The organism is Pseudoponticoccus marisrubri, from assembly GCF_001482405.1.
Classification (GTDB): Bacteria; Pseudomonadota; Alphaproteobacteria; order Rhodobacterales; family Rhodobacteraceae; genus Pseudoponticoccus; species Pseudoponticoccus marisrubri.
Genome location: NZ_LPXO01000015.1, coordinates 33,889 through 46,077, shown reverse-complemented (window position 1 = coordinate 46,077; position 12,189 = coordinate 33,889). Strand labels below are relative to the sequence as shown.

Genomic DNA, 12,189 nt, shown 5'->3' with positions numbered 1-12,189 from the left:
GGACACAAGCGGACCTTTTTTGCGCGCCGCGCCCCGGGGTCACATGCATCGACAGGATGGAATGTGACCGCTTCGCCCCCGAATTGCGGCAGAACCCGCGCGCCGCCTGCCACAATCGCGCTCATTGGATCAGCCTCAGCGCGTTGATCTGCCGCGCGATGGCGTGGAAGGTGTCGGTAATCTCGACCCCCTCCACGTCGAAATAGTGGGATGGCGACGAGGCGCAGTCCAGCAAGGCGTCCTTGCCGCCCTGCGGCGCCTCGAAGGCCACGGCGAAGATCACGATGCCCGTGTCGCGCGCCGCCTCGCAGATGTCGGACAGACGACTGTCGGCCGCGTCGCCGTTCACGATCGCGCGGTAGGCATAGTAGATGTCGTAATAGGCGTCGTAGGAGACGTAGCCGTCATAATAGGGCTGGGTGTACATCTTGCGCGCGACGGCCTTGGTCCCGAACCGGGCGAACAGCTCGGCATGGCTCATCCTGCGGGCATCACCGCCGCCATCGGGCCGCGAGCGGTAGCGATAGCTCCAGCCGCTGTTCTCGTAGCGGTGCCAGAACCACCGGTCGTTCTGGCTGCCGGGATTGTCGACCACCCGCAACGAGAACCGGTCGTCCCCGGGATCGGCTGTGCCCCGATCATCGATCCAGATATCGGACAGGCCGGTCTTGTAGCGCGGCTTGAGGTCATACTCGGTCGTGTTGGCGCCATCGGTCATCACCACGATGAACTTGATCGCCTCTGGATCCTCGAAGGCCGCGGGTCGGGTTGCGGCGTCGGGGATGACATGGCCGTCCGCCGACATGGCGGCCACGACGGGTTGCGCGGCAGGGTCCAGCAGCGCGGCGCCCCATTTCACGCCCAGGTCGATCGCCGTGTTGCCGCCCGCCTCGAAGGTCGCTATATGCGCTGACAATGCGGCGGCATCGGCGCTGTGCACCACGACGGCGCTCTCGTTGCCGGTCCGGCACCACGGGTTGGGGATCTCGGAGGTAGTCTCGTTGGTCGAGCTCAGGTCGAAATGCCCGAGCCGCTCGAGCTCGGTCTCGGGCGACACCGCCGTCTGATCGAAGCTGGCATCGGGAAAGATCGCGCAGTTGGAATAGCCATGCGTGTCGGAGAGGCGCCAGTAGGGCCCGGCCGTGGTCCCGAGGTTCACGGTCGCGTTGTAGGGGATGACCGACACGGTGGTCAGCCCGGCCGTGTCGCCGTCGGGCACGATCACCGTGTCGACGAATTCCTGCGCCGCGTCGCGCATCTTGGAGATGCGGCTGCCCTGCATCGAGCCCGAGACGTCCAGCACGAGGCTGATCTCGACATTCGAGATCTTCTCCTCGGCCACGCTGCGGGCCGGTGCGGTCAGCTGGTCGAAACCCGACATGTGCAGGAAGATCGTGTCCATGTCCGCCGCGCCATCGGCGCTGACGGTGCGGTAGTTCAGCCCCTGGTCGACCTCGACCTGCGCCAGCACGTCCAGCAGCCCCGCCTTGGTCATGTAGTCGTTGACCACGGCGACCGGATCCTGCTCCTGGTCGAGATCGGCCGCCGCGAGCACCGCGCGGTCCATGGTGGCCTGCATGCGGGCCCGCGTCGCCTCGTAGCGCATCAGGTCCACCGAGGCGCCGGTGATGGCGAGGATGAGCACCGTCATGAAGACGGAGAATATGGTGATGTTGCCGTCTTCTTCCGCGAAGAAGCGCAAGCCGAAATCGCAACGAGGTCGCATGGTCCTGTCCCCTGTCTTCGCGCGCTCCCGGCAAGGGGCGCGGCGTGGGGCAGGATCCGGGAACAGCCGGAATGGTTACGGTGCAGAAATGTGTCCTAAAAAAGGACTAACGCGCGAGTTTTAGACGAACTTCACGCATCGCGGCCGGGGGCGGCACGCGCCGCCCCCGCTTGAGACCTCACAGACCCTTGGCGCGATAGCTCTTGGCGACGCGGTCGATGGCCACGATATAGGCGGCGGTGCGCAGGTCGGTGACGTCGTCGCGCCCGTGCCAGACCTCGCGCATGGACTGGTAGGCGATGCGCATCGTGTCATCGAGCCCCGAGCGCACCAGTTCCAGCTCGTCCGCCCCCTTGAGGTACTGCGCCTTGAAATCGGGCGTCATGGACCACGCGTCGCCCAGGTGCCGGTCGAGCCGCTCCAGCTCGTCCACGATCAGCTGGTGGCGCGCCTCTTCCTGCCGCCGCTGCATCCGGCCGAAGCGGATATGGGACAGGTTCTTGACCCATTCGAAATAGGACACGGTGACACCGCCGGCATTGGCATACATGTCGGGGATGATGACCGTGCCCTTCTGGCGCAGGATGTCGTCGGCCCCGGCGGTGACCGGGCCGTTGGCGGCCTCGATGATCAGCCGCGCCTTGATGTTGTGCGCGTTGCCGAGGTTGATGACCCCTTCCAGCGCGGCGGGGATCAGGATGTCGCACTCCTCCTCCAGCACGCTGGCGCCCTCGGCGAAATGGTTGGCATCGGGATAGCCGGTCACGCCGCCATGCTTGACGATCCACTCGCGCACGGCTTCGACATTCAGCCCGGCGGGATTGAACAGCGCGCCGTCGCGCTCGATGATGCCGGTGATGATCGCGCCATCCTCGGATTGCAGGAACTTGGCGGCGTGGTAGCCCACATTGCCCAGCCCCTGCACGATCACGCGCTTGCCGTCCAGGCTGCCCTCCAGCCCGGCGGCGGCGCGGTCCTCGGCACTGCGGAAGAACTCGCGCAGGGCATATTGCACGCCGCGCCCCGTCGCCTCGACCCGGCCCGAGATGCCGCCCGCGTTGAGCGGCTTGCCGGTCACGCAGGCGCGTGCGTTGATGTCGGTGGTGTTCATGCGCTGGTACTGGTCGGCGATCCAGGCCATCTCGCGCTCGCCCGTGCCCATGTCGGGGGCGGGCACGTTCTGCGACGGGTTGATCAGGTCGCGCTTGATCAGCTCGTAGGCGAAGCGGCGCGTGATCTGTTCGATCTCGTGCTCGTCCCATTGCCGCGGATCGACGCAGAGCCCGCCCTTGGAGCCGCCGAACGGCGCCTCGACCAGCGCGCATTTGTAGGTCATCAGCGCGGCCAGCGCCTCGACCTCATCCTGGTCGACGGCCAGCGCGAAGCGGATCCCGCCCTTGACCGGCTCCATATGCTCGGAATGGACCGAGCGGTAGCCGGTGAAGGTATGCACCTGCCCGCGCAGCCGCACCCCGAAGCGCACCGTGTAGGTGGCGTTGCAGACGCGGATCTTCTCCTCGAGCCCCGGCGGCAGGTCCATCAGCGCCACGGCGCGATTGTACATCAGGTCGACGGATTGGCGAAAACTCGGCTCATTCAAAGGTGTAGCGCACATGTGTCCCTCCCGCTCGGGCGATCTGCGGTTCTTGCTGTGACGGATCATCGCCCGTAACCGTGACGGTAACGCGACTTTGCCCCGGACCCAACACAGTTTCGCCCCCGCCTTGGCCGGCCTGTGCCGGGCATTGTGCGGAAGCCGGGGACAAAGACCCGGCAGGACCTGCACTGTCACCGCAAGCCCCTAAAATTCAAGACAATTACGATTAAAACCGCCCAAATTTGGCCACCTTGACACGGCATCAATGCGACATGGGCTGAGTGAATCGTGTGTTTTGTCCCGGGCTGCTACGGGAAAGGAAACGTGATGTTTGAAACGGACTTGCATTTGACACGCGGGCGAACACGGCCCGGAGGATCCGCCATTTCGGCGACCGGCGGATGGCTGGGACGGTTCTGGAAAGACCAGTCCGGCGCCATGTCCTATGTCGGCGTGGCCGGGTCGCTGATCATGATGGTGTTCGGCGGCATCGGCATCGACATGATGTATGCCGAGGTCAAGCGCGCCAAGATCCAGGGCACGCTGGACCGCGCCGTGCTGGCCGCCGCCAGCATGGAGAACGATCTCGACCCCACCTCCACGGTCGAGGAATATTTCCGCGCCATGGGGCTGGAAGACACGCTGTCCGAGGTCAACGTGGACGAGACGGTCGTCTCCAAGCGGGTGAACGCCTCGGCCCAGACGACGATGCCCTCGAACTTCCTGTCGCTTCTGGGCATCGACACGCTGCAGGCCTCGGGCCTGGCCACCGCCGAGGAGGCGCTGAGCAAGCTCGAGATCTCGATGGTGCTGGACGTGTCCGGCTCGATGTCGGGCAACAAGCTGGAACAGCTCAAGGATGCCTCGGGCGAGTTCATCGACCTGATGCTGCCGCCCGGCAATGACGGCACGGTGACCATCTCGGTCGTGCCCTACAACGCGACCGTCAACCTTGGCGAGACGCTGTCGGATTACTACACGCTCAAGCCGCTGCACGACAAATCGCATTGCGCCACCTTCGAGGCGGCGGAATTCGACGATGCCGCCGTCTCGCCCGCCGAAGAGCTGGGCCAGCTGGCGCATTTCGACCCCTATGGCGGCTCGGGCCGGGTCACAGACCCGTGGTGCGGCGCCGGCAACCACAACGCGGTGGTGCCCTACAGCTCGGATCCCGCCACGCTCAAGGCGCATATCCAGACCTTCGAGGCGCAGGGCAACACGGCCATCGACCTCGGCGTGAAATGGGGCACCGCGCTGCTCGACCCCTCGGCCGGGACAGCCGTCGCGCAGATGGCGGCGGACGGGCACGTGGCACCCGCGGCGGCCGATCGCCCCGCGCCCTACAATGACGGCGAGACCTTCAAGTTCATCGTGGTGATGACCGACGGCGCCAACACCCAGCAATACGATCTGCCGGACAGCATGAAATACGACATGTCCGATGTCTGGGTCGATGACAACGGCACCCTGGCCAAGGGCGACGACCGGTTCTCGATCCGCGTGGTCGACAATGTCGGCACCAGCAACGACATCTGGTACTGGCCGCATAATGGTGGCTGGGCGCGCGGCCCCTACAGCCATGCGCTTGGCGGCGCGGCCCCGATGGTGGGCGACGTGGCCGAGATCACCCGCGATCTGCTGGAATCGATCATCACCCCGGCGGGCACCGGCACGACCGAGCCGCTCTGCAGCCCCTACCACGTGGCGCCCGACAGCGACGCCGCCGATTGCGCGTCCAACGTGCCGCTGCGGCTGAGCAACCTCGAACTCTATGCCGAGTTCAAGACCCGCTGGGTGGCCGAGGCCTGGTACCGGCCGGCCTATTATGCCGGGCTGATCTCGTGGAGCCGCTACAACGCGATGCGCACGCCCTACCGCACGATGGTCAATGCCAATACGGCCGACAACCGGCTGTCGCGGATCTGCGACGCGGCCAAGGCCGAGGGCATCATCGTCTACGCCATCGGCGTCGAGGCGCCGCAGCGCGGGCTGGATGCCATGCAGGACTGCGCCTCCTCGGCCTCGCATTACTTCGACGTGCAGGGCGAGGACCTGACAGAGACCTTCGCCAATATCGCCCGCTCCCTCGTCCAGTTGAGGCTGATCCAATGACCCGCAGACAGACAGCATTCCTCCGCCGCTTTGCCCGCAGCGAAGACGGCTCCATGGTGGTTCCCTTCGCGCTCTGGATGCCGCTCTTCCTGGTGCTCATCCTCTCCTCGGTCGAGCTGGGCGTGGTCACGGTGCGCAGCACCATCCTCGAACGCGCGCTGGACGGCGCGGTGCGCGAGGTCCGGCTGAGCCCCAGCACGATCACCGATCACGGCTCGCTCAAGCAGGCGATCTGCGACCGCACCACCATCCTGCCGGGCTGCATGGACGCGCTGCATCTCGAGATGGTGCGCCTCGACATGCGCAACTGGTCGGCCCCGGAACAGAGCGCCGATTGCGTGGACACCGCCCAACCGGTGACGCCGAACCGGAATTTCCAGAACGGCGAGGCGAACCAGATGATGTTCCTGCGCGCCTGCTACAAGTACCGCCCCATCACCCCGGCCGGCACGGTCAGCTCGTCCCTGCCCAAGGATGCCGAGGGCTATACCGCGCTGGTGGTGTCCTCCGCCTTCGTGACCGAGCCCTGATAGGAGACATGTCCATGCTGCTCAGACCGCTCAACAGCTTCCTGCGCCGGTTCTCGAAAGATGACAGGGGCTATGTCTCGGTCGAGGCGATGATCGTCCTGCCCGCGCTGCTGTGGATCTTCGCTGCCGGCTGGGTCTATTTCGACGTGTTCCGCCAGCAATCGATCAGCCAGAAGGCCAATTACGTGATCGGCGACATGATCTCGCGCGAGACCGACCCGATCGACGGCACCTACATCACCAATGCCCGCAACCTGCTGCGCTACCTGACCAAGTCGTCGGGCACCGACAGCGACCTGCGCGTGACGGTGGTGGAATACGACGCGGACAACGCCAACTGGGAGGTGCGCTGGTCGCGCGAACGCGGCGACCAGGTCCGGCTGCAGACCCGCGACGTGCAGGAGATGGTCGACCGCCTGCCGCAGGCGATGTCCGGCGACCAGCTGATCCTTGTCGAGACCTGGGACCTCTACGACCCGGTCTTCGAGGTGGGACTGGGCAGCTTCGACATCCGCACCTACAGCTTCACCCGCCCCCGCTACGCCCCGCAGGTCGCCTTCGACAACACCTGACGACACACGCGGCCCGGCCGAAGAAGGGTCGGGCCGCGCGTGCCCTCAGGCGAGATCCACGGTTTCGTAATGCAGCACGCTGGGCGGGTCGGCGAGGTGGGGGCCGACGAGGGCGCGCCAGTCGCGGAAGAGCGGGCCTTCGCGGAAATCGACCGTGTGGTTCTCCAGCGTCTCCCACGAGATCGCGACGATGTAGCTGTCCGGCGCCTCGACGCAACGGTGCAGTTCCAGCCCCAGCCAGCCCTTCGCCTTGGGAAAGACCTCGCGCCGGGCCTGGGCCACGGCCTGTGCAAACGCCGCGCCGGCGCCGGGGGTCACCCGCACCTGGGCATGTTCGACGATCATGACATTCTCCTTTGTCGTGAAACCTGGCGCGCGGTCAGTCGCGCTTGAACTTGGCCAGCACGCGTTGCAGCGCGCCCGGCACGAAGAGGAAGCTGAGGAAGAAACCCGTGGCAAAGCCCGCCACATCGGCCACCCAGTCGCTGCCACCACCGAAGAGCACGCCGAAGATCAGCTGGATGCCCAGCAGGAAGCCGATCAGCGTGAAGGCGCGGTAGCGCGCCTGCCCCATCGCGCCCAGCCCCGTCCAGAGCAGGAAGGTATAACCCCCGATCAGCCCGTAGACCGGCGGGTAGGCGCCCACCAGCAGGCGCGGGTCGTCCAGCAGCAGCCCGTAGGCCAGCGCACCGGCCAGCGCCGAGATCATGAAGATCGCCACAAAGGCCAGCGTGCCCAGCGATTCCGCCACCAGCTTGCCCATGGCCAGCAGGATCACCATGGCAAAGAGCGCATGGCTGAAGCTGGCATGCACGAAGGGATAGGCGAGGAAGCGCACGAGGTGCTCGGCCGGGGTCTGCCCGGTCTGCAGCATCCAGTCCATCACCCGGCCCGAGAAGCCGAAGCGGTTCAGCGCCTCGATCCGCCAGCCGACCCCGCCGGCACCGCCCAGCAGGCCCCGGTCGGCCAGCGCGAAGGCGCCCTCGATCCCTGCCAGCACGAGGAACAGCGCCACCACCACGGGCGGCATCGGGTTGACCGGCGTCTCTTGGTGCGGATGCGTCATGGCGGACCCTTTCCCGGCTTTCTTGACCACGCTCGGGCGCATGGGTAAGCCACCCGCAGCCAAACTTCCAGACGGAGACCGCCGATGTCCGAGGGCCAGCCCTCTCCCGCTTTCACGCCGCGCGTCTTTTCCGGCATCCAGCCCTCGGGCGGCCTGACGCTGGGAAACTATCTCGGTGCGCTCAAGCGCTTTGCCGACAGCCAGAACAGCGGGGTGCAGTCGATCTACTGCATGGTCGACATGCACGCGATGACCGTCTGGCAGGACCCCGCGAAACTGGCCCGCGCCACGCGCGAGCTCTGTGCCGGCTTCATCGCCTCGGGGGTCGATCCCGACCGATCGATCCTGTTCAACCAGAGCCAGGTGGCCGAGCACGCGCAGCTGGCCTGGATCTTCAACTGCGTGGCGCGCATGGGCTGGATGAAGCGCATGACGCAGTGGAAGGACAAGGCCGGCAAGAACCAGGAGAACGCCTCGCTGGGGCTGTTCGCCTATCCTGCGCTGATGGCGGCCGACATCCTGGTCTACCATGCCACGCATGTGCCGGTGGGCGAGGACCAGAAGCAGCACCTGGAACTGACGCGCGACATCGCGACGAAGTTCAACAATGATTTCGGCGTGGAGTTCTTCCCCATCACCGAGCCGGTGATCGAGGGCGCCGCCACGCGGGTCATGAGCCTGCGCGACGGCACGAAGAAGATGTCGAAATCCGACCCCTCGGACATGAGCCGGATCAACCTGACCGACGATGCCGACGCGATCGCGACCAAGATCCGCAAGGCGCGCACCGATCCCGAGCCCCTGCCCTCGGAGGCCGACGGGCTGGCCGAGCGGGCCGAGGCGCGCAACCTGGTGAACATCTACGCCGCGCTGGAAAACAGCTCGGTCGAGGCGGTGCTGGCCGAGATGGGCGGCAAGCCGTTTTCCGAGTTCAAGCCGCGGCTGGCGGAGCTGGCGGTGGCGCAGCTGGCGCCGATCTCGGGCGAGATGGCACGGCTGATGCAGGACCCCGCCGAGATCGACGCGATCCTGCGCCACGGCGCCGAGCAGGCCCGCGCCATCGCGCAGCCGATCCTGGCACGGACCTATGACATCGTCGGCATGGTGCGCTGAGCGGGCTTTCATCGTCGGACCGGGGCTCTGCCCCGGACCCCGGAGTATTTTTGGAAAGATGAAAGGGGCTTGGAGGGTGCGGGACGGCTGTTGTGGCTGGTTCTGCGCCGTTCGGCGGGTCAGGAGCTGTGAGCGAACCCGCAAGGTGCCCCGGGCAGGTCATCGCTGTCGGACCGGGGCGCTGCCCCGGACCCCGGAGTGTTTCGGGAAAGATGAAAGGGCCTTGGCCGGTGCGGAACGGCTATTGTGCCTTCTCCTGTGCCTGGATGCGTGCGGCGAGGCGCAGGGCGTGGGTCGGGTCCTGCGACATGGCCGGCAGCACGGGATCGTAGGCGGCGCGGACGAGCGACGCGATCTCGGGGCGCAGCACGGTGCGCCCGCCCTCGACCCGGCCGAGCGGCGAGCGGTCGCGGAAGGCCGTGTCGGACCAGAGCAGGATCGCCTGCACGACCTGGCTGAGCGCCAGCACCTCGGCCGGGACCTTCGACAGCTCTTCGTCCATGCGCAGGAAGATGAAGCAGGCGCGGATCGCGCCGTCGGCGTCGAAGCGGAAGACCCGGTACTGGTTGGCCCCGGCCGATTTCAGCCGCGCCACCAGCGGGCCCAGCCCCTCGATCAGCCGGTCGAGATCGGGCACGGCCAGAAGCTCGTCCCAGTCGCGGAAGAAGAAGACCATCGTGTTGGTGCCGAGCTCGGGGTCGGTCTCGGCCATCGGGTGGCCGGCCAGCGCGCAGATCGCCTCGAAGGCGCCCTTGACCGTGCTCAGAGTGGCATCCTCGACCCCGAAGACGATGGGCACGATGGGCCGGCCCCAGCGGGCGCAGAGAAAGCCGCCATCGGCGCGGGTGAACAGGGCTTCGATCTGGTCTGGGGTCATGGCCTCTCCCTTCGCCCGCGGGATAGGCGCTGTGCGGCGGCACCGCAACCCCGCGGGGGCGCGGCGCGGTCGCCGGGCGCAGGGCTACTTGCCGAAGAGATCCGCCTGCCCGGGCGCCTTCGGCGCGGCGAGGCCGAGATGCGTCCAGGCCTTTCGGGCCAACATGCGGCCGCGCGGCGTGCGCTGGATCAGGCCCTGCTGCAGCAGGAAGGGCTCGACCACCTCTTCCAGCGCGTCGCGGCTCTCGGACAGGGCGGCGGAGAGCGTTTCGATCCCGACGGGGCCGCCGGCATAGTTCTCGGCGATCAGCTGGAGGTAGCGCCGGTCCGCCCCGTCGAGCCCCAGCCCGTCGACGCCCAGCCGGGTGAGCGCGCGGTCGGCCAGCGCCTGCGTGACCACGCCGCCGCCCTCGACCACGGCGAAATCGACCACCCGGCGCAGCAGCCGGCCGGCGATGCGCGGCGTGCCGCGGGCGCGCCGGGCGATCTCGACCGCGCCGTCCCCCTCGACCCGCACGCCCAGCTTGGTGGCGTTGCCGGCGACGATCACCTCGAGCTCTTCAACCGTGTAGAAGTTCAGCCGCGTGGGGATGCCGAACCGGTCGCGCAGGGGCGTGGTCAGCAGGCCCAGCCGCGTGGTGGCCCCCACTAGCGTGAAGGGCTGCAGCTCGATCCGGACGGTGCGGGCCGCGGGCCCCTCGCCGATCACGAGGTCGAGCTCGTAATCCTCCATCGCGGGGTAGAGCACCTCTTCCACCGCGGCGTTCAGGCGGTGGATCTCGTCGATGAAGAGCACGTCGCGACGTTCGAGATTGGTCAGGATCGCGGCGAGATCGCCGGCCTTGGCCAGCACCGGGCCCGAGGTCATGCGGAAGCCCACGCCCAGCTCGCGCGCCATGATCTGCGCCAGGGTCGTCTTGCCGAGCCCGGGGGGGCCGTGGAACAGCGTGTGGTCCATCGCCTCGCCGCGCGACCGGGCGCTTTCGATGAAGACGCGCAGGTTGGCGCGGGCCTCGGCCTGCCCGATGAAATCGGTGAGCATCTGCGGCCGCAGCGCGCGGTCGCGATCCTCGGAAAGCGGTTCCGGGCGCAGGGTCGGGTCAGGTTCGGTCATGGGCCCCTTTCCGCAGGTCGGGCGGCGCCGCCCTGCTGGCTGAGATTACGCCTGTGGCGCCAAGAGCTTGAGCGCGGCGCGGATCAGCGTCTCGGTGCCGGCCTCGGGATCCTCGCCGGCGGCCTGCGCCACAGCGGCGGCCGCCTCGCCCGGCGCATAGCCCAGATGGCCCAGCGCCGACAATGCCTCGGACTGGGCCGAGACCGCGGCGGCCTGCGGCGACGGCGCGGCTGCGGGCGTGGCCGGCCGGCTTGCCGGCTCGGCGGGTTCCGTCAGCTCCGTGTCGGGCATGGCGGGTGCGGCGCCGGCACCCATGGCCATGACGGCCGGCGCCTTGTCCTTGAGCTCGTTGACGACGCGCTGCGCGGTCTTGGGGCCGATCCCCTTGGCCGCCTTGACCGAGGCGATGTCCCCCAGCGCGATGGCGCGGCTGACCCCGTCGGCGCCCAGCGTGCCGAGGATGGCCAGCGCCGCCTTGGCGCCCACGCCCTGCACGCTCATCAGCAGGCGGAACCACTCCTTCTCGGTCAGGGTGGGAAAGCCGTAGAGCTGCAGCAGGTCCTCGCGCACCAGAAGGTCGGTGTAGAGCGCCGCCGCCTCGCCCGGGCCGGGCAGTGCCGCCAGCACCCGGTCCGAGCAATAGACGACATAGCCCACGCCGCGCACGTCGATCAGCACGTGATCGGTGGCCTTGTACTCGATGCGTCCCGCGATCCGCCCGATCATGACGCGCGCATCCGCGATTGCGGGGCGGCCGCGTAGAAGGCGTGGCAGATCGCGATGGCCAGCGCGTCCGCCGCGTCGGCGCTGGCCAAAGTCACGCCGGGCAGCTGCATCTTCACCATGTGCTGGATCTGCGCCTTGTCCGCATGTCCCACGCCGACCACCGTCTTCTTGACCTTGTTGGGCGCGTATTCGCCCACGGCCAGCCCGAACTGCGCCGGTACCAGCAGCGCAATGGCCCGCGCCTGTCCCAGCTTCAGCGTCGCCACCGCGTCCTTGTTGACGAAGGTCTGTTCGACCGCCGCCGTGTCCGGTGCGTAACGCGCGAAGACCGCGCTCAGCTGCGCGTGCAGCGACAGCAGACGCGCCGCGAGATCCGTGCCCGCCGAGTGGCAGGTGCCGTTCGCGACATGGCTGAGTCGACTGCCCTTCGCCTCGATCACGCCCCAGCCGAGGTTGCGCAGCCCCGGATCGATGCCCAATACCCGCATGGTTGCCTGCAATTGTTGTTATTTCGCCACGACTAGCACGAAAGGCGAACATATACCACGCAAAATCCCGCTTGCACCGTTTGCGACATGCGGTTTTCCACAGGCGACAGGCATGGTCTGAAAGCGGCGCCAAACGGGTCGGAAACGACACGACGCCAAGGCAGATTCCGGCAGTAATTTCAAAACTTTAATGATCAATTCCGGCATGCGCTTTTTGCATGGGTTCCATGCAAAAAGCGCCTCTTGTTCGGGCATTTCGGCTCGACTAG

At 67.3% G+C, this 12,189-nt stretch carries 12 protein-coding genes; 4 read left to right on the top strand and 8 right to left on the bottom strand.

Translation table 11 applies throughout. The annotated features are described in order from the left end of the window. Window positions 1–121: 121 nt before the first annotated feature. Both AVJ23_RS18545 and AVJ23_RS18540 read right to left on the bottom strand, forming a co-directional pair. Window positions 122–1,726, bottom strand: a complete 1,605-nt coding sequence (locus tag AVJ23_RS18545; RefSeq protein ID WP_084794753.1) for a pilus assembly protein TadG-related protein — start codon at window positions 1,724–1,726, stop codon at window positions 122–124. Window positions 1,727–1,904: 178 nt separating this feature from the next. Continuing rightward, on the bottom strand, window positions 1,905–3,341 hold the full coding sequence (locus AVJ23_RS18540) for a Glu/Leu/Phe/Val family dehydrogenase (RefSeq protein WP_058863717.1): 1,437 nt from the start codon (window positions 3,339–3,341) through the stop codon (window positions 1,905–1,907). Between the two features lie 420 nt (window positions 3,342–3,761). On the opposite strand from AVJ23_RS18540, the gene AVJ23_RS18535 reads away from it, so the two are divergent. The 3 genes from AVJ23_RS18535 to AVJ23_RS18525 are packed head-to-tail and all read left to right on the top strand — an operon-like array spanning window position 3,762 to window position 6,537. Continuing rightward, window positions 3,762–5,435 carry a Tad domain-containing protein gene (locus tag AVJ23_RS18535; RefSeq protein ID WP_058863716.1) on the top strand — a complete coding sequence of 558 codons (1,674 nt, stop codon included), beginning with the start codon at window positions 3,762–3,764 and terminating at the stop codon, window positions 5,433–5,435. Next, window positions 5,432–5,965, top strand: coding sequence for a TadE/TadG family type IV pilus assembly protein (locus AVJ23_RS18530; protein ID WP_058863715.1), 534 nt, complete (start codon window positions 5,432–5,434; stop codon window positions 5,963–5,965). The genes AVJ23_RS18535 and AVJ23_RS18530 overlap by 4 nt, the downstream gene beginning before the upstream one ends. A 14-nt stretch (window positions 5,966–5,979) precedes the next feature. After that, window positions 5,980–6,537: a TadE/TadG family type IV pilus assembly protein gene (locus AVJ23_RS18525; protein ID WP_058863766.1), complete on the top strand. Its 558-nt coding sequence runs from the start codon at window positions 5,980–5,982 to the stop codon at window positions 6,535–6,537. A 45-nt stretch (window positions 6,538–6,582) separates the two neighbouring features. Here the strand turns inward: AVJ23_RS18525 and AVJ23_RS18520 are convergent, their stop codons facing one another. Both AVJ23_RS18520 and AVJ23_RS18515 read right to left on the bottom strand, forming a co-directional pair. After that, window positions 6,583–6,882 carry an antibiotic biosynthesis monooxygenase family protein gene (locus AVJ23_RS18520; RefSeq protein WP_058863714.1) on the bottom strand — a complete coding sequence of 100 codons (300 nt, stop codon included), beginning with the start codon at window positions 6,880–6,882 and terminating at the stop codon, window positions 6,583–6,585. A 34-nt stretch (window positions 6,883–6,916) separates the two neighbouring features. Beyond that, complete coding sequence (locus tag AVJ23_RS18515) at window positions 6,917–7,603, bottom strand: rhomboid family intramembrane serine protease (RefSeq protein ID WP_058863713.1); 687 nt, start codon at window positions 7,601–7,603, stop codon at window positions 6,917–6,919. An 84-nt stretch (window positions 7,604–7,687) separates the two neighbouring features. On the opposite strand from AVJ23_RS18515, the gene trpS reads away from it, so the two are divergent. Continuing rightward, window positions 7,688–8,716, top strand: a complete 1,029-nt coding sequence (gene trpS, locus AVJ23_RS18510; protein ID WP_058863712.1) for a tryptophan--tRNA ligase — start codon at window positions 7,688–7,690, stop codon at window positions 8,714–8,716. Between the two features lie 241 nt (window positions 8,717–8,957). Here trpS and AVJ23_RS18505 read toward each other — a convergent pair whose 3' ends face one another. From AVJ23_RS18505 to ruvC, 4 genes are all read right to left on the bottom strand, one after another. Then, entirely contained in the window at window positions 8,958–9,593 is a 636-nt protein-coding gene (locus AVJ23_RS18505; RefSeq protein ID WP_058863711.1) for a hypothetical protein, read from the bottom strand. A gap of 84 nt (window positions 9,594–9,677) precedes the next feature. Next, window positions 9,678–10,706 (bottom strand): Holliday junction branch migration DNA helicase RuvB, encoded by a 1,029-nt coding sequence (gene ruvB, locus AVJ23_RS18500; RefSeq protein ID WP_058863710.1) that lies wholly within the window; start codon window positions 10,704–10,706, stop codon window positions 9,678–9,680. Between the two features lie 45 nt (window positions 10,707–10,751). Beyond that, entirely contained in the window at window positions 10,752–11,432 is a 681-nt protein-coding gene (gene ruvA, locus AVJ23_RS18495; protein WP_058863709.1) for a Holliday junction branch migration protein RuvA, read from the bottom strand. Next, window positions 11,429–11,920 carry a crossover junction endodeoxyribonuclease RuvC gene (gene ruvC / locus AVJ23_RS18490; protein ID WP_058863708.1) on the bottom strand — a complete coding sequence of 164 codons (492 nt, stop codon included), beginning with the start codon at window positions 11,918–11,920 and terminating at the stop codon, window positions 11,429–11,431. The genes ruvA and ruvC overlap by 4 nt, the downstream gene beginning before the upstream one ends. Window positions 11,921–12,189: the final 269 nt, after the last annotated feature.

Coding starts and splice junctions, on each gene's coding strand:
- AVJ23_RS18515 (WP_058863713.1), bottom strand. CDS start 7,603: ATGACGCATCCGCACCAAGAGACGCCGGTCAACCCGATGCCGCCCGTG.
- AVJ23_RS18520 (WP_058863714.1), bottom strand. CDS start 6,882: ATGATCGTCGAACATGCCCAGGTGCGGGTGACCCCCGGCGCCGGCGCG.
- AVJ23_RS18540 (WP_058863717.1), bottom strand. CDS start 3,341: ATGTGCGCTACACCTTTGAATGAGCCGAGTTTTCGCCAATCCGTCGAC.
- AVJ23_RS18525 (WP_058863766.1), top strand. CDS start 5,980: ATGCTGCTCAGACCGCTCAACAGCTTCCTGCGCCGGTTCTCGAAAGAT.
- ruvA (WP_058863709.1), bottom strand. CDS start 11,432: ATGATCGGGCGGATCGCGGGACGCATCGAGTACAAGGCCACCGATCAC.
- ruvB (WP_058863710.1), bottom strand. CDS start 10,706: ATGACCGAACCTGACCCGACCCTGCGCCCGGAACCGCTTTCCGAGGAT.
- AVJ23_RS18530 (WP_058863715.1), top strand. CDS start 5,432: ATGACCCGCAGACAGACAGCATTCCTCCGCCGCTTTGCCCGCAGCGAA.
- ruvC (WP_058863708.1), bottom strand. CDS start 11,920: ATGCGGGTATTGGGCATCGATCCGGGGCTGCGCAACCTCGGCTGGGGC.
- trpS (WP_058863712.1), top strand. CDS start 7,688: ATGTCCGAGGGCCAGCCCTCTCCCGCTTTCACGCCGCGCGTCTTTTCC.
- AVJ23_RS18535 (WP_058863716.1), top strand. CDS start 3,762: ATGTCCTATGTCGGCGTGGCCGGGTCGCTGATCATGATGGTGTTCGGC.
- AVJ23_RS18545 (WP_084794753.1), bottom strand. CDS start 1,726: ATGCGACCTCGTTGCGATTTCGGCTTGCGCTTCTTCGCGGAAGAAGAC.
- AVJ23_RS18505 (WP_058863711.1), bottom strand. CDS start 9,593: ATGACCCCAGACCAGATCGAAGCCCTGTTCACCCGCGCCGATGGCGGC.